Source organism: Enterobacter sp. K510 (genome assembly GCF_055804875.1).
The window spans coordinates 47,762-63,598 of the sequence record NZ_JBNRLQ010000011.1; the positions used below are offsets into that span (position 1 = coordinate 47,762).

Consider the following 15,837-nt stretch of genomic DNA (forward strand, 5'->3'; position numbering starts at 1 on the left):
ATAAGACGTGACAACGTCGCCATCAGGCGTTGCACCATCGCCGGATGGTGGCGTTACCGCCTTATCCGGCCTACGGATCTAAAAAACGATTACCTGAAAAGTGGATAGAACACATGAACTTACATGAATACCAGGCAAAACAACTTTTTGCCCGCTATGGTTTGCCCGCGCCGGTAGGCTATGCCTGCAACACTCCGCGCGAAGCCGAAGAAGCCGCGTCTAAAATCGGTGCCGGTCCGTGGGTGGTAAAATGTCAGGTTCACGCCGGTGGCCGCGGTAAAGCGGGCGGTGTGAAAGTGGTGAAGAGCAAAGAAGAGATCCGTGCTTTTGCTGAGCACTGGCTGGGCAAGCGTCTGGTGACCTACCAGACAGACGCCCACGGTCAGCCGGTTAACCAGATCCTTGTGGAAGCCGCAACCGACATCGATAAAGAACTGTATCTCGGCGCGGTAGTGGATCGCAGCTCCCGTCGCGTGGTGTTCATGGCGTCTACTGAAGGCGGCGTGGAAATCGAAAAAGTGGCGGAAGAAACCCCGCACCTGATCCATAAAGTGGCGCTGGATCCGCTGGCCGGCCCGATGCCGTACCAGGGACGCGAACTGGCGTTCAAACTGGGTCTGCAGGGCAAACAGGTTCAGCAGTTCACCAAGATCTTTATGGGTCTGGCGAACATCTTCCTGGAGCGCGATCTGGCGCTGATCGAAATCAACCCGCTGGTGATCACCACCCAGGGCGATCTGATTTGCCTCGACGGCAAACTGGGCGCTGACGGCAACGCGCTGTTCCGCCAGCCGGATCTGCGTGAAATGCGTGACCACTCTCAGGAAGACGCCCGTGAATCTCAGGCGGCACAGTGGGAACTGAACTATGTGGCGCTCGATGGCAACATCGGCTGCATGGTGAACGGTGCGGGCCTGGCAATGGGCACCATGGACATCGTTAAGCTGCACGGCGGCGAACCGGCTAACTTCCTTGACGTGGGCGGCGGCGCGACCAAAGAGCGCGTAACCGAAGCGTTCAAAATCATCCTCTCTGACGACAAAGTGAAAGCCGTTCTGGTTAACATTTTCGGCGGCATCGTACGTTGCGACCTGATCGCTGACGGCATCATCGGTGCGGTTGAAGAAGTGGGCGTGAACGTGCCGGTCGTGGTTCGTCTGGAAGGTAACAACGCCGAACTGGGCGCGAAAAAACTGGCTGACAGCGGCCTTAATATTATCGCAGCGAAAAGTCTGACGGATGCAGCACAGCAGGTTGTTGCCGCAGTGGAGGGGAAATAATGTCCATTTTGATCGATAAAAACACCAAAGTGATCTGCCAGGGCTTCACCGGCAGTCAGGGCACGTTCCACTCTGAGCAGGCGATTGCCTACGGTACGCAGATGGTTGGCGGCGTGACGCCAGGCAAAGGCGGTACCACGCACCTCGGCCTGCCGGTGTTCAACACCGTGCGCGAAGCAGTAGAAGCCACCGGCGCGACCGCGACCGTGATCTACGTTCCGGCGCCGTTCTGCAAAGACTCCATTCTGGAAGCTATCGACGCAGGCATTAAGCTGATCATCACCATCACCGAAGGCATCCCGACGCTGGATATGCTGACCGTGAAAGTGAAGCTCGACGAAGCGGGCGTGCGCATGATCGGCCCGAACTGTCCGGGCGTGATCACGCCGGGCGAATGCAAAATCGGCATCATGCCGGGCCACATTCACCAGCCGGGTAAAGTGGGCATCGTTTCCCGCTCCGGTACCCTGACCTATGAAGCGGTTAAGCAGACCACCGACTACGGCTTCGGCCAGTCCACCTGTGTGGGCATCGGCGGCGATCCGATCCCGGGCTCTAACTTCATCGACATCCTGAAGCTGTTCCAGGAAGATCCGCAGACCGAAGCGATCGTTATGATCGGTGAGATCGGCGGCAGCGCAGAAGAAGAAGCGGCGGCGTACATTAAAGATCACGTCACCAAACCGGTTGTCGGCTACATCGCAGGCGTGACCGCGCCGAAAGGCAAACGTATGGGCCACGCAGGCGCGATCATCGCGGGCGGCAAAGGCACGGCGGATGAGAAATTCGCAGCGCTGGAAGCAGCAGGCGTGAAAACCGTACGCAGCCTGGCAGACATCGGCGAAGCGCTGAAAAGCATCATCTGATCTTACTGAAGTAAGACAATAATAACGTTCGACATGGTTGGCCATCGCAAGATGGCCTTTTTTATTGCCGCCGTTTTGCCACCAGCGTGAATTTATAGTCGTCGCTTTTGAACAGATTGCGGCTGTACTCGAACACTTCCCCGCTTTTCAGAAAACCGCGTGAGATCTTCTCAAGGATCGGTCTGGCAGGATCAATCCCCAGCGCGGCGACCGCCTCCTCGTCGGGCATCACCGGCACGATCTCCTGCTCGCTGCGATCGATAACCCGCTTTTTCACCTGCTCGATAAAATGGTATTTGGAGTTTTCCATCACCTCCCAGGTGAGATCAGGAAAGAGCGCAAGCGGCATCCAGGTCTCTTCCAGCGCCACCGGCTTTTGCCTGATAAAACGCACCCGCTTCACATGCCAGGCTTTATCACCCACGGTAATATGCAGCCGCGCCGCCAGTGTTTCATCGGTCTTAATCACTTCGAACACCTGCACTTCGCTGTGCGTATCGGCATGGCGATCGCCGAGCTTTTCCGAAAAGCTGGTCAGCTGATAGATGTCGTAATTCACGCGCTCCTCTTTCACATAGGAGCCGCTGCCCTGAATGCTTTCAATAATTCCCTGTTCCGTGAGCTGTTTCAGCGCCTGGCGTACCGTGACCCGGCTGACGCTAAACTGCGCCTGTAGCGCCGACTCGGTAGGCAGCGCATCCCCCGGCTTCAGTTCGCCGCTTTCGATTTGTGTACGGATCGCCCCGGCGATCTGGCGATACATCGGTTGTCTGCTCATCAGCGCCTCGTGTTGTACCAGACAAATATCGTCGATTATGCCCGTCGTCACAGGGATGTAAATGATACAAATGCAATACAACTATTCATTAAGTTGAATTTGATCGCAAAATTGTATGGTTATATCCCGCAGAATGCCTTCGTCTGAAGCCGTCATGGTGGCGGCTTACCCAGGACTCAATGAGGAAGAGATGAACCTGACGGCATTAACTCACCCGGACGCCTGCCTGATCCAGACGCAGTTCGCCTGCCGGGACGACGCCATTCATGCGCTGGCGGCGCGGCTGCATCAGTTGGGCAAACTGCGCAATCTGAATGATTTTGTGAAGGAAGTGCTGCATCGTGAAGCCGATGGCCCAACCGCTCTCGGCGAAGGGCTGGCGGTGCCGCACGGCAAAACCGACGCGGTTGTAGAGGCGGCCTTCGCTGTCGCCACCCTGCGCGAGCCGCTGCTGTGGGAGGGCATCGATGGCCCGGAACCGGTGACGCTGATTGTTCTGCTTGCCATTCCCTGCGCCGAAGCCGCTACCACCCATATGCAACTGCTGACCCGGCTGACCAGTCTGCTGGCGGATGACGCCCTGCGCGAACAGGTGCAGGGGGCAGACAACGCCGGTGAACTGCTGGCGCTGCTGGCAGAGGCACCCGCAGAGAAAACGCCGCTAACCCTGCGCGATGCGCCAACGGTGGTCTGCGTCACCGCCTGTCCGGCGGGCATCGCCCACACCTATATGGCGGCGGAATATCTGGAAAACGCCGGGCGCAGGCGCGGCATTCAGGTGTATGTCGAAAAGCAGGGGGCGAACGGCATTGAGGGGCGCTTAACCAGCGAGCAGCTGAAAGCCGCCCGCGCCTGTATCCTGGCGGCTGATGTGGCGGTAAAGGACGCCGAACGCTTTCAGGGTATCCCGACGCTGGCGGTACCGGTGGCGGAACCCATTAAACAGGCCGATGCGCTGCTTACCCGGGCGCTGGCGCTTGATGCCAGCACCGAACCCCGGACGGCGGCACCCCTTAGCGTTAAAACCGAGCTGAAGCAGGCGCTGCTGAGCGGTATTTCCTTTGCCGTGCCGCTCATCGTCGCGGGCGGAACCGTGCTGGCGGTGTCGGTGCTGCTGGCGCAGATTTTCGGTCTGCAACACCTGTTTGATCTGGAGAACTCCTGGCTGTGGCTGTACCGCAAACTGGGGGGCGGCATGCTCGGCACCCTGATGGTGCCGGTGCTGGCGGCCTACACCGCGTATTCGCTGGCGGATAAACCGGCGCTGACCCCAGGCTTCGCGGCGGGGCTGGCGGCCAATATGATAGGCGCGGGCTTTCTGGGCGCGGTGGTGGGCGGGCTTATCGCCGGTTATCTGATGCGCCAGGTGAAAACCCATATCCGGCTCGGCAGTCACTACAACGGCTTTCTGACCTTTTATCTCTATCCGGTGCTCGGCACGCTGGGGGCGGGCAGCCTGATGCTGTTTGTCATCGGCGAGCCGGTGGCCTGGCTGAACCAGAGCCTGACCGTCTGGCTGAACAGTTTGTCCGGCGCGAATGCGCTGCTGCTCGGCGCGATCATTGGCTTTATGTGCTCCTTTGATCTGGGCGGCCCGGTCAATAAAGCCGCCTATGCCTTCTGTCTGGGGGCGATGGCGAACGGCGTTTACGGGCCTTATGCCATTTTCGCCTCGGTAAAAATGGTTTCGGCTTTTACCGTCACCGCCTCGACCCTGCTTGCTCCCCGCCTGTTCAGAGCATTTGAAATCGAAACCGGTAAATCCACCTGGCTGCTGGGGCTGGCGGGGATCACCGAAGGCGCGATCCCGATGGCGATTGACGATCCGCTGCGGGTGATCGGTGCTTTTGTGATCGGATCGCTGGTGACAGGGGCGCTGGTGGGTAGCGCGGGCATCGGGCTGTCGACGCCGGGGGCGGGAATATTCTCGCTGTTTTTACTGCATGACAACGGGCTGGGGGGCGTGCCCGCCGCCGCCATCTGGTTTGCCGCGGCGCTGCTGGGCGCGGCGATTTCCACCGCTATTTTGCTGGCATGGCGTGCTCACGCGGTGCGTAGCGGCGCATATCTTACCGATCGCCATTAAAGGACAGGACAATGAAAAAGATTTCGCGCGTGCACATCACGCCGCATATGCACTGGGATCGTGAATGGTACTTCACCAGCGAAGAGTCGCGCATTTTACTGGTCAACAATATGGAGGAAATCCTCACCCGCCTGGAGCAGGATGCAGAGTACAAATACTACGTGCTCGACGGGCAAACGGCGGTGCTGGAAGATTATCTCGCCGTTAAACCGCAGAACGCGCCGCGCATAAAAGCGCAGGTCCAGGCGGGAAAATTGATCGTCGGCCCCTGGTATACCCAGACTGACACCCGTATCGTGGCGGGGGAGTCGACTGTGCGCAATCTGTTGTACGGCATGCGCGACTGCCGGGCCTTTGGCGAGCCGATGAAAATTGGCTATCTGCCGGACTCCTTCGGCATGTCCGGCCAGCTGCCGCACATCTATAACGGTTTTGGCATTACCCGCGCCATGTTCTGGCGCGGCTGTTCAGAGCGCCACGGCACCGATAAAACCGAATTTATCTGGCAAAGCCGCGACGGCAGCGAAGTCATCGCCCAGGTGCTGCCGCTGGGCTATGCGATCGGCAAATATCTGCCGGAAGACGAAGCGGGTCTGCGCGAGCGGCTGGAGAGTTACTTTGCGGTACTGGAAAAGGCCTCGCTGACCGGGGAGATCCTGCTGCCAAACGGCCATGACCAGATGCCCATCCAGCAGAATATTTTTGCCGTGATGGAAAAAATGCGCCAGCTCTGGCCGCAGCGTGAATTTGTGATGAGCCGCTTCGAAGAGGTTTTTGAACTGATCGAACAGCAACGGGAGAGGCTGCCGCGACTGCATGGCGAGTTTATCGACGGCAAATACATGCGCGTGCATCGCACCATTGGTTCGACGCGCATGGACATTAAACTGGCGCACGCGCGTATCGAAAATCGCATCGTTAACCTGCTGGAGCCGCTGTGCGCCATCGCCTGGCGGCTGGGCTTTGAGTATCCGCACGGGCTGCTGGAGATGATGTGGAAAACGATTTTAAAAAATCACGCCCACGACAGCATTGGCTGCTGTTGCAGCGATAAGGTGCATCGCGAAATCCTGGCGCGCTTTCAGCAGGCGGAGGACATGGCAGAAAATCTGCTGCGCTTCACCCAGCGCAAAATCGCCGACGGCCAGCCCGGCGATGGCGACAAGCTGGTGCTCTTCAACCTGATGCCGTACCCGCGCGAAGAGGTGATCAACACCACCCTGATTTTACGCGCCAGCCAGTTCCGCCTGCGGGATGTCGACGGGCGTGAGGTGGCGTATTTTATTCGCGGTAAGCGGGAGATCGATCCGGGGCTGATTGACCGGCAAATCGTCCATTATGGCAATTACGATCCCTTTATGGCCTTTGACATACAGCTGATACAGACGCTGCCCGCCATGGGCTACAGCACGCTGTTTATCGAGCCTGACGTGCCCGGCATGCTGGCCGCGCCGCTCGCATCCCCGCGCACGGCGCTTATGGAAAACAGCTTCTGGGAAATCAGCCTGAATGACGATGGCACGCTGCATCTGCGCGATAAAGCGAACGGGCAGGTTTATGACCGGGTGCTGACCCTTGAAGAAAGTTCTGACGACGGCGATGAATATGACTACTCCCCGGCGCGCAAAGAGTGGCTGCTCACCTCTTTACAGTCGACACATACCCATGAGGTGATCCACGAGGCCTGGCAGAGCAGGGCGGTTATTCGCGTCGCGCTGGCGGTTCCACTTAACCTGGACGAGCGGGCGGCGCGTCTTACCAGCGGGTCGCTCGGGGCGGAATTCCATGTCACGTTAAGTCACAACAGCCGCCGTATCGACATTGAGGTACAGCTGGATAACCAGGCGGATGACCACCGCGTGCGGGTGCTGATCCCCACACCTTTCGTCACCGATCACGTGCTGGCGGATACGCAGTTCGGTACGGTTTCACGCCCGGTCAATGACAGCGCGATGGCGGACTGGCAGGCGCAGGGATGGAAAGAAGCGCCGGTGCCGGTGTGGAATATGCTCAGCTATACCGTGCTGCAACAGGCGGAGCACGGGCTGGCGCTGTTCAGCGAAGGGCTGCGTGAATTTGAAATTGTCGGGGAAGGGGAGAAAACCTTCGCCCTGACGCTGCTGCGCGGCGTGGGAATGCTTGGCAAAAGCGATCTGCTGCTGCGCCCCGGCAGACCGTCGGGCATTGGGCTGCCGGTCCCCGACTCTCAGCTGCGCGGGCGGCTGCAAAGCCGGTTCAGCCTGTGGAGCTTCAGCGGCGATCCCCTTGATGCCGGGGTGGCGCAGCAGGCGCGCCGCTGGCTGACGCCGGTGCAGTGCTACAACAAAATCCCGAGGAACGCGATGAAGCTCAACCCTTCGCCGCAGGTGACGCCGGCGCATTACAGCCTGCTGACTCTGCCGCCGCATAGCTGCCAGCTGAGCGCGCTCAAAAAAGCAGAAGATCGGGACAGGTTAATCATCAGGCTGTTTAACCCGTCCGCGACCACCCGCTGCGGGACGCGGCTGGCCTTCAGCGATCCGGTTAGCCTGCGCGAAACCGGTATGGATGAGCATCCCCGTGAGCGGGGTGAAGAGGAATGGCAGCGCTTATCGCCGGGACAGTCCGTGACGCTGGAGGTGGCATTTCCTGAATAAGCTCATTCTCATCTCGTATTAATTATCGGTTTTTTAACATTCATCCCTTTATAAAAGTCGCGCCCCGGGAAATTATTTTCGTGGCGCGAACACCTCGTTGTGAAATTAAAAATTACGTTGTGCGAAATTTATTATTAAAATGCAGGAATCAGGTAAATATTGACTCCTTTTATAAACATAATTTTAACATGGTTTTTACCAATACATTCATTGGTGACACAACGTTAACAAACGCGCCAAAAATTGATTTAAATCAATATTTAAATCGTGGAAAAAGACTTCAAAAAACGTTAAATTGCTCCCGATCAAATTGGTTGAAAAGTAGTAGAATGCCGATAAATTGATCCCCGTCGAAAAACTCAAAAGAGCATCAATAAAAACCTGTTTATTGTAAGGGTTTTGCGGCGTAATATATTGCGGGATCAATTTAGGGTGTTTTTTAACGTATCTTTAACTTTTCTTTGCGCCTGTCACTTTCATTCGAATAACAGCGACAAAGAACAGCGCGGATATTTTTGTAATGGGGCATGTGTGTAAATCCGTTTGCCGGGTTTACTCCCGAAGTCTTCATGCGTTGAGCAAGGAGTCATGATGTTAGATATAGTCGAACTGTCGCGCTTACAGTTTGCCTTGACCGCGATGTATCACTTCCTTTTTGTGCCACTGACGCTCGGTATGGCGTTCCTGCTGGCGATCATGGAAACGGTGTACGTCCTCTCCGGCAAACAGATTTATAAAGATATGACCAAATTCTGGGGCAAGTTGTTTGGTATCAACTTTGCGCTGGGTGTGGCAACCGGCCTGACCATGGAGTTCCAGTTCGGGACTAACTGGTCTTACTATTCCCACTATGTGGGCGATATCTTCGGTGCGCCGCTGGCCATTGAAGGTCTGATGGCCTTCTTCCTCGAATCCACCTTTGTAGGTCTGTTCTTCTTCGGTTGGGATCGTCTGGGTAAAGTTCAGCACATGGCCGTTACCTGGCTGGTGGCGCTGGGCTCTAACTTATCCGCATTGTGGATCCTTGTTGCTAACGGCTGGATGCAAAACCCTATCGCGTCGGATTTCAACTTCGAAACCATGCGTATGGAAATGGTGAGCTTCTCCGAGCTGGTGCTGAACCCGGTCGCGCAGGTGAAATTTGTTCACACCGTAGCCTCGGGTTACACCTGCGGCGCCATGTTCATCCTCGGCATCAGCGCCTACTACCTGCTGCGCGGCCGCGATGTCGCCTTTGCCAAACGCTCTTTTGCCATTGCAGCGAGCTTCGGTATGGCGGCGATCCTCTCTGTGATCGTGCTGGGTGATGAATCCGGTTACGAAATGGGCGACGTGCAGAAAACCAAACTGGCGGCGATTGAAGCCGAGTGGGAAACGCAACCGGCTCCGGCGGCATTTACCCTGTTTGGTATTCCCGATCAGGAAACCCAGGAAAATAAATACGCCATCCAGATCCCGTATGCGCTGGGCCTTATCGCCACGCGTTCCGTTGATACGCAGGTTATCGGCCTGAAAGATCTGATGGTGCAGCATGAAGAGCGTATCCGTAACGGGATGAAAGCCTACCAGCTGCTGGAAGAGCTGCGTGCGGGTTCAACCGATCAGAACGTTCGTGACCAGTTCAACAGCATGAAGAAAGACCTGGGTTACGGCATGCTGCTTAAGCGCTATACCGAGAACGTCACTGACGCCACCGAAGCGCAAATTCAGCAGGCAACCAAAGATTCTATTCCGCGCGTTGCGCCGCTCTATTTCGCCTTCCGTATCATGGTAGGTAGCGGCATTCTGATGCTGTTTATCATTGGCTTCTCTTTCTGGACCGTCTGCCGCAACCGTATCGGTTCTAAACCCTGGCTGCTGCGCGCTGCCCTGTACGGTATGCCGTTGCCGTGGATTGCCATCGAAGCAGGCTGGTTTGTCGCAGAATATGGCCGTCAGCCGTGGGCGATTGGTGAGGTGCTGCCGACTGCCGTGGCGAACTCCTCGCTGACCATCGGCGATCTGCTGTTCTCGATGATCCTGATTTGCGGTCTGTACACGCTGTTTATGGTGGCGGAAGTATTCCTGATGTTCAAATTCGCTCGCCTTGGGCCGAGCAGTCTGAAAACAGGTCGTTACCATCACGAGCAGCCTACCGTGGCTTCTCAGCCGGCACGCTAAGACAGGAGTCGTCAAATGATCGATTATGAAGTATTACGTTTTATCTGGTGGCTGCTGGTTGGCATTCTGCTGATTGGTTTTGCGGTCACCGACGGCTTCGACATGGGCGTGGGGATGTTAACCCGCGTGCTGGGTCGCAGCGACACGGAACGCCGTATCATGATTAACGCCATCGCCCCGCACTGGGATGGCAACCAGGTGTGGCTCATCACCGCTGGCGGCGCGCTGTTCGCCGCCTGGCCGATGGTCTACGCCGCTGCGTTCTCTGGTTTTTATGTGGCGATGATCCTCGTACTGGCGTCGTTATTCTTCCGACCGGTTGGTTTTGACTACCGCTCGAAGATCGAAGACACCCGCTGGCGCAACATGTGGGACTGGGGCATTTTCATCGGCAGCTTCGTACCGCCGCTGGTCATTGGTGTGGCGTTCGGCAACCTGTTACAGGGCGTGCCTTTCCATATGGATGAATACATGCGCCTGTTCTACACCGGCAACTTCTTCCAGCTGCTGAACCCGTTTGGCCTGCTGGCCGGTGTGGTGAGCGTGGCGATGATCGTCACCCAGGGGGCAACCTATCTGCAAATGCGTACTGTCGGTGAACTGCATCTGCGTGTACGTGGCGTGGCGCAGATCGCCGCGCTGGTAACCCTGGTGTGCTTCGCGCTGGCAGGCGTGTGGGTAGTGTATGGTATTGACGGTTACGTGGTGACCTCGGTTATCGATCATCATGCCGCCTCTAACCCGCTGACCAAAGAAGTGGCGCGTCAGGCTGGTGCCTGGCTGGTGAACTTCAACAACACGCCGATCCTGTGGCTGGTGCCAGCGCTGGGCGTCGTGCTGCCGCTGATGACCACCCTGATGTCACGTCTTGAGAAACCGGCGTTTGCCTTCGTCTTCTCATCACTGACGCTGGCGTGCATCATCCTCACCGCGGGCATCGCCATGTTCCCGTTCATTATGCCGTCCAGCACGATGATGAACGTGAGCCTGACCCTGTGGGATGCGACCTCCAGCCAGATGACGCTGAATCTGATGACCTGGGTTGCGGCGGTGTTTGTACCTGTCATTCTTCTCTATACCGCATGGTGTTACTGGAAGATGTTCGGTCGCATCACCAAAGAAGACATTGAAAGCAACACTCACTCTCTGTACTAAGTAAGGAGCATACAATGTGGTATTTCGCATGGATTTTAGGAACGCTTCTTGCCTGCGCATTCGGAGTGATCACCGCCCTGGCGCTTGAGCACGTAGAAGCGACTCAGGCAGGTAAAGAAGAACACTGATGAACGCTATTATCGCAAAACTCTATGCGGTAATGGATAAGGGCCCGCTTCGGGCCCTTTCCTTAGTGATGGCGCTGGTGCTGGCAGGCTGCGTATTCTGGGATCCTGCCCGCTTTGCCGCGAAGACCAGCGACTACGAAATCTGGCAAGGTTTCCTGATGATGTGGGCCGTCTGTAGCGGCGTGATCCACGGGGTTGGTTTTCGTCCTGCTGCCGTTCACTGGCAGGGCATATTTTGCCCGCTCATCGCAGACATCGTGCTGGCTGCCGCGCTGTTTTATTTTTTCTTTTGACTAAGAACTGTCCGTTAACGTCATGGGCTTGTAAAAGCCCATAAATTTTTACTCTCCGTTCACCTGAACCCATTCCAAAGCAACATTCCCGCGCGTATAGTAGCAACGTTTTTGAGCGCTAACTTTTATTGCATTACCGGGATGTAAAGTGAATACAACGCTGTTTCGATGGCCGGTTCGTGTCTATTACGAAGACACCGATGCCGGTGGTGTGGTTTACCACGCCAGCTACGTCGCTTTTTATGAACGGGCACGCACAGAGATGCTGCGCCACCACAACTTTAGTCAGCAGGTTTTGCTGGCAGAGCGCGTCGCCTTCGTGGTGCGTAAAATGACGCTGGACTATTTTGCGCCCGCCAGACTCGACGATATGCTCGAAGTCCAATCGGAAATTACATCAGTGCGTGGAACCTCTCTGGTTTTCACGCAGCGGATCGTCAACGCAGAGAACACCGTGCTTAATGAAGCTGAAATACTGATTGTTTGCGTTGATCCACTCTTAATGAAGCCTCGTGCGCTTCCCAAGTCTATTGTCGCGGAGTTTAAGCAGTGACTGACATGAACATCCTTGATTTGTTCCTGAAGGCAAGCCTTCTGGTCAAACTTATCATGTTGATTTTGATTGGTTTTTCAATCGCATCCTGGGCCATCATCATTCAACGCACGCGCATACTTAACGCAGCCGGGCGTGAAGCGGAAGCCTTTGAAGACAAATTCTGGTCAGGCATCGAGCTGTCTCGTCTGTATCAGGAAAGTCAGGGCCGCCGCGAAACGCTCTCCGGTTCAGAACAGATGTTCTACAGCGGATTTAAAGAGTTTGCCCGTTTACATCGCGCCAACAGCCATGCGCCGGAAGCGATAGTGGAAGGGGCATCCCGCGCGATGCGCATTTCCATGAACCGCGAACTGGAAGCGCTGGAAACGCATATTCCGTTCCTGGGCACGGTCGGGTCCATCAGTCCTTATATCGGCCTTTTCGGTACGGTATGGGGGATCATGCATGCCTTTATCGCACTGGGTGCCGTTAAACAGGCCACGCTGCAAATGGTTGCGCCAGGTATCGCCGAAGCGCTGATTGCCACGGCAATCGGTCTGTTTGCGGCTATTCCGGCTGTTATGGCGTATAACCGCCTGAACCAGCGCGTGAATAAACTGGAACAGAATTACGACAACTTTATGGAAGAGTTTACCGCTATTCTGCATCGTCAGGCGTTTACCAGCAGCGAGAGCAACAAGGGGTAAGCCATGGCCAGAAAGCGTGGACGAGGAAGTCGCGAACTCAAGTCCGAAATCAACATTGTACCGCTGCTGGACGTCCTGCTCGTGCTGTTGCTGATCTTTATGGCAACCGCCCCGATCATCACCCAGAGCGTTGAGGTTGATCTGCCGGATGCGACAGAATCACAGAGCGTCAGTACCAATGATGATCCTCCGGTCATTATCGAGGTCTCTGGCGTGGGGCAGTACAGCGTGGTGATTGAAAAAGATCGTCTGGATCAACTGCCGCCTGAACAGGTCATTGCCGAAGCGCAGCGTCACCTGCAGGCGAATCCGAAAACGGTCTTCTTAATCGGTGGTGCGAAAGAGGTGCCATATGATGAAATCATCAAAGCGCTGAACCTGTTACACAGCGCGGGTGTGAAGTCGGTTGGCTTGATGACGCAGCCTATTTAATCCTGCATAACAGGCGAACAGTTTTTGGGAACCGATAGTGTCAAAGGCAACCGAACAAAACGACAAGCTTAAACGGGCGATAACCATCTCGGCGGTGCTGCATGTGATTTTATTTGCACTGCTGATCTGGAGTTCGTTCGATGAGCACATAGACGCCTCTGCTGGCGGCGGCGGTGGTTCGTCCATCGACGCCGTTATGGTCGATCCCGGCGCCGTTGTACAGCAGTACAACCGTGAGCAGCAGCAACAGGCGAGCGCGAAACGCGCTGAAGAACAGCGTGAAAAGCAGGCGCAACAGCAGGCGGAAGAGCTTCGCGAGAAGCAGGCCGCCGAGCAGGAGCGCTTAAAACAGCTCGAAAAAGAACGTTTGCAGGCGCAGGAAAACGCCCGCGAACAGGCACAACAGCAGAAACAGGCAGAAGAAGCGGCGAAGAAAGCGCAGGAGCAGCAAAAGCAGGCTGAAGAAGCCGCTGCCAAAGCTGCCGCCGATGCGAAAGCGCAGGCTGACGCCCAGGCGAAAGCCGCCGCGGATGCCGCGAAGAAAGCAGAAGCCGAGGCTGCCAAAGCCGCTGCCGCCGCCGCGAAGAAAGCGGAAGCAGAAGCCGCCAAAGCCGCCGCCGATGCTGCGAAAAAAGCCGAAGCAGAAGCTGCGAAAAAAGCGCAGCAGGACGCCGAGAAGAAAGCACAGGCTGAAGCCGCTAAAAAAGCTGCTGCGGCGAAAGCAGCCGCTGCTGAAAAGGCTGCCGCTGAGAAAGCTGCTGCCGCCGCCGAAAAAGCCGCGGCCGCGAAAGCTGCCGCTGCTGAAAAGGCCGCCGCTGATAAAAAAGCTGCAGCTGAGAAAGCCGCTGCCGATAAGAAAGCAGCCGCCGACAAAGCCGCAGCAGCAAAAGCCGCCGCTGCGAAAAAAGCCGCGGCAGAGAAAGCCGCCGCGTCTGATGTTGATGACCTGTTTGGCGACCTCAGCTCCGGTAAGAATGCGCCGAAAACCGGCGGTGGAGCGAAAGGAAGTAATGCAGCGCCAGCAGGAAGTGGTAACACTAAAAACAATGGCGCTTCAGGGGCTGATATCAGCAACTATGCTGGTCAGATAAAAGCAGCCATCGAAACCAAGTTCTATGATGCCGCATCCTATACTGGCAAGGTATGTACGCTGCGCATCAGGCTTGAGCCAGATGGTACGTTGAAAGATATTCAGTCTGAAGGGGGCGATCCCGCGCTTTGTCAGGCCGCACTTGCTGCAGCCCGTCAGGCGAAGCTCCCGAAACCGCCGACGCAGGCGGTGTATGAAGTGTTTAAAAATGCGCCACTGGACTTCAAACCTTAAGATACACTTTTCCACATAACGCCGGAAAAGGGACTATTTTAGTCACGGGGTTTCGATAGTTTTGTCTATTTGAGTTTGTTAACATTCTGCTAAATTATCGCAGGTTTTCAGCCTGGATAAGGGAGATATGATGAAGCAGGCATTACGTGTAGTGTTTGGTTTTCTGGTACTGTTTGCAGCGGCGCTGCATGCAGAAGTGCGCATTGAGATCACCCAGGGTGTCGACTCTGCGCGTCCTATTGGCGTGGTCCCGTTCAAATGGGCAGGTCCGGGCGCAGCGCCGGAAGATATCGGCGGTATCGTTGCCGCTGACCTTGCGAACAGCGGTAAATTCAATCCGCTGGATCGTTCTCGTCTCCCGCAGCAACCGGCTTCCGCTCAGGAAGTTCAGCCAGCCGCCTGGTCTGCGCTGGGTATTGACGCGGTTATCGTAGGACAGGTTACGCCTACTCCGGACGGCGGCTACAGCGTGTCTTATCAGCTGGTGGACACCGGCGGCGCGCCGGGTACCGTGCTGTCGCAAAACACCTTTAAGGTTAACAAACAATGGCTGCGCCTTGCGGGTCACACCGCCAGCGATGAAGTCTTTGAAAAGCTGACCGGGATTAAAGGCGCCTTCCGTACGCGTATCGCCTATGTGGTGCAAACCAACGGCGGTCAGTTCCCGTATGAAGTGCGCGTGTCCGACTACGACGGTTATAACCAGTTTGTTGTGCATAAATCACCGCAGCCGCTGATGTCCCCGGCCTGGTCACCAGATGGCAACCAGCTGGCTTACGTGACCTTCGAAAGCGGTCGTTCTGCGCTGGTGGTGCAGAATCTGGCAAGCACCGCAACGCGTCAGATTGCCTCTTTCCCGCGTCACAACGGGGCACCGGCTTTCTCGCCTGACGGCAAAAAACTGGCTTTCGCTCTGTCTAAAACCGGCAGTCTGAACCTGTACGTGATGGATCTTGCTTCTGGTCAGATCCGCCAGGTGACTGATGGTCGCAGCAACAACACTGAACCGACCTGGTTCCCGGATAGCCAGAACCTGGCGTTCACCTCCGATCAGGCTGGTCGTCCGCAGGTTTATAAAGTGAATATCAACGGCGGTACCCCGCAGCGTATTTCCTGGGAAGGTTCGCAGAACCAGGATGCTGACGTGAGTTCCGACGGCAAATTTATGGTAATGGTGACCTCTAACGGCGGTCAGCAACACATTGCCAAACAAGATCTGGTAGCGGGTGGCGTGCAGGTTTTATCGTCAACGTTCCTGGATGAAACGCCAAGTCTGGCACCTAACGGCACTATGGTTATCTACAGCTCTTCTCAGGGGATGGGATCCGTGCTGAACCTGGTTTCTACAGATGGGCGTTTCAAAGCGCGTATTCCGGCAACTGATGGACAGGTCAAATTCCCTGCCTGGTCGCCGTATCTGTAATAATAAATAATTGATTATTAAAGGAATCAAAGAA

14 protein-coding genes are annotated in these 15,837 nt (G+C 56.1%); 13 read left to right on the plus strand and 1 reads right to left on the minus strand.

Annotated elements, in window-relative coordinates:
• The first annotated feature begins 113 nt into the window (after window positions 1-113).
• Together sucC and sucD are read left to right on the plus strand one after the other, a co-directional pair.
• The gene (sucC, locus tag ACQUTD_RS18145) at window positions 114-1,280 is read left to right on the plus strand and encodes an ADP-forming succinate--CoA ligase subunit beta (protein ID WP_072569416.1); all 1,167 of its coding nucleotides are present in this window, start codon (window positions 114-116) and stop codon (window positions 1,278-1,280) included.
• Window positions 1,280-2,146, plus strand: coding sequence for a succinate--CoA ligase subunit alpha (sucD, locus tag ACQUTD_RS18150; RefSeq protein ID WP_072567843.1), 867 nt, complete (start codon window positions 1,280-1,282; stop codon window positions 2,144-2,146). The genes sucC and sucD overlap by 1 nt, the downstream gene beginning before the upstream one ends.
• A gap of 61 nt (window positions 2,147-2,207) precedes the next feature.
• Here sucD and ACQUTD_RS18155 read toward each other — a convergent pair whose 3' ends face one another.
• Window positions 2,208-2,924, minus strand: a complete 717-nt coding sequence (locus ACQUTD_RS18155) for a GntR family transcriptional regulator (RefSeq protein ID WP_473276934.1) — start codon at window positions 2,922-2,924, stop codon at window positions 2,208-2,210.
• 190 nt (window positions 2,925-3,114) lie between these two features.
• Here ACQUTD_RS18155 and mngA point away from each other — a divergent pair, with 190 nt between their 5' ends.
• The 11 genes from mngA to tolB all read left to right on the plus strand — a co-directional run bounded on the left by mngA (window position 3,115) and on the right by tolB (window position 15,803).
• Window positions 3,115-5,010, plus strand: a complete 1,896-nt coding sequence (gene mngA / locus ACQUTD_RS18160) for a PTS 2-O-a-mannosyl-D-glycerate transporter subunit IIABC (RefSeq protein WP_473277009.1) — start codon at window positions 3,115-3,117, stop codon at window positions 5,008-5,010.
• Between the two features lie 11 nt (window positions 5,011-5,021).
• Complete coding sequence (mngB, locus tag ACQUTD_RS18165; RefSeq protein WP_473276935.1) at window positions 5,022-7,646, plus strand: mannosylglycerate hydrolase; 2,625 nt, start codon at window positions 5,022-5,024, stop codon at window positions 7,644-7,646.
• Window positions 7,647-8,237: 591 nt separating this feature from the next.
• Complete coding sequence (cydA, locus tag ACQUTD_RS18170) at window positions 8,238-9,806, plus strand: cytochrome ubiquinol oxidase subunit I (RefSeq protein WP_072567847.1); 1,569 nt, start codon at window positions 8,238-8,240, stop codon at window positions 9,804-9,806.
• A gap of 15 nt (window positions 9,807-9,821) precedes the next feature.
• On the plus strand, window positions 9,822-10,961 hold the full coding sequence (gene cydB / locus ACQUTD_RS18175) for a cytochrome d ubiquinol oxidase subunit II (RefSeq protein WP_072567848.1): 1,140 nt from the start codon (window positions 9,822-9,824) through the stop codon (window positions 10,959-10,961).
• Window positions 10,962-10,975: 14 nt separating this feature from the next.
• Window positions 10,976-11,089 carry a cytochrome bd-I oxidase subunit CydX gene (gene cydX / locus ACQUTD_RS18180; protein WP_072567849.1) on the plus strand — a complete coding sequence of 38 codons (114 nt, stop codon included), beginning with the start codon at window positions 10,976-10,978 and terminating at the stop codon, window positions 11,087-11,089.
• Window positions 11,089-11,382, plus strand: coding sequence for a cyd operon protein YbgE (ybgE, locus tag ACQUTD_RS18185; RefSeq protein WP_072567850.1), 294 nt, complete (start codon window positions 11,089-11,091; stop codon window positions 11,380-11,382). Before cydX ends, ybgE begins: the two co-directional genes overlap by 1 nt.
• 148 nt (window positions 11,383-11,530) lie before the next feature.
• Window positions 11,531-11,935, plus strand: coding sequence for a tol-pal system-associated acyl-CoA thioesterase (gene ybgC, locus ACQUTD_RS18190; RefSeq protein WP_473276936.1), 405 nt, complete (start codon window positions 11,531-11,533; stop codon window positions 11,933-11,935).
• Window positions 11,932-12,624: a Tol-Pal system protein TolQ gene (gene tolQ, locus ACQUTD_RS18195; protein ID WP_072567852.1), complete on the plus strand. Its 693-nt coding sequence runs from the start codon at window positions 11,932-11,934 to the stop codon at window positions 12,622-12,624. Before ybgC ends, tolQ begins: the two co-directional genes overlap by 4 nt.
• A 3-nt stretch (window positions 12,625-12,627) precedes the next feature.
• Complete coding sequence (gene tolR / locus ACQUTD_RS18200; RefSeq protein ID WP_072567853.1) at window positions 12,628-13,056, plus strand: colicin uptake protein TolR; 429 nt, start codon at window positions 12,628-12,630, stop codon at window positions 13,054-13,056.
• A 37-nt stretch (window positions 13,057-13,093) separates the two neighbouring features.
• The gene (gene tolA, locus ACQUTD_RS18205) at window positions 13,094-14,380 is read left to right on the plus strand and encodes a cell envelope integrity protein TolA (protein WP_473276938.1); all 1,287 of its coding nucleotides are present in this window, start codon (window positions 13,094-13,096) and stop codon (window positions 14,378-14,380) included.
• A gap of 130 nt (window positions 14,381-14,510) precedes the next feature.
• Entirely contained in the window at window positions 14,511-15,803 is a 1,293-nt protein-coding gene (tolB, locus tag ACQUTD_RS18210; RefSeq protein ID WP_072567855.1) for a Tol-Pal system beta propeller repeat protein TolB, read from the plus strand.
• Window positions 15,804-15,837 lie beyond the last annotated feature (34 nt).

Bases quoted from the DNA above. Each gene is read 5' to 3' on its own strand.
- ybgE (WP_072567850.1), top strand. From the start codon at position 11,089: ATGAACGCTATTATCGCAAAACTCTATGCGGTAATGGATAAGGGCCCG.
- ACQUTD_RS18155 (WP_473276934.1), bottom strand. From the start codon at position 2,924: ATGAGCAGACAACCGATGTATCGCCAGATCGCCGGGGCGATCCGTACA.
- sucC (WP_072569416.1), top strand. From the start codon at position 114: ATGAACTTACATGAATACCAGGCAAAACAACTTTTTGCCCGCTATGGT.
- sucD (WP_072567843.1), top strand. From the start codon at position 1,280: ATGTCCATTTTGATCGATAAAAACACCAAAGTGATCTGCCAGGGCTTC.
- cydA (WP_072567847.1), top strand. From the start codon at position 8,238: ATGTTAGATATAGTCGAACTGTCGCGCTTACAGTTTGCCTTGACCGCG.
- mngA (WP_473277009.1), top strand. From the start codon at position 3,115: ATGAACCTGACGGCATTAACTCACCCGGACGCCTGCCTGATCCAGACG.
- cydB (WP_072567848.1), top strand. From the start codon at position 9,822: ATGATCGATTATGAAGTATTACGTTTTATCTGGTGGCTGCTGGTTGGC.
- tolB (WP_072567855.1), top strand. From the start codon at position 14,511: ATGAAGCAGGCATTACGTGTAGTGTTTGGTTTTCTGGTACTGTTTGCA.
- mngB (WP_473276935.1), top strand. From the start codon at position 5,022: ATGAAAAAGATTTCGCGCGTGCACATCACGCCGCATATGCACTGGGAT.
- cydX (WP_072567849.1), top strand. From the start codon at position 10,976: ATGTGGTATTTCGCATGGATTTTAGGAACGCTTCTTGCCTGCGCATTC.
- tolR (WP_072567853.1), top strand. From the start codon at position 12,628: ATGGCCAGAAAGCGTGGACGAGGAAGTCGCGAACTCAAGTCCGAAATC.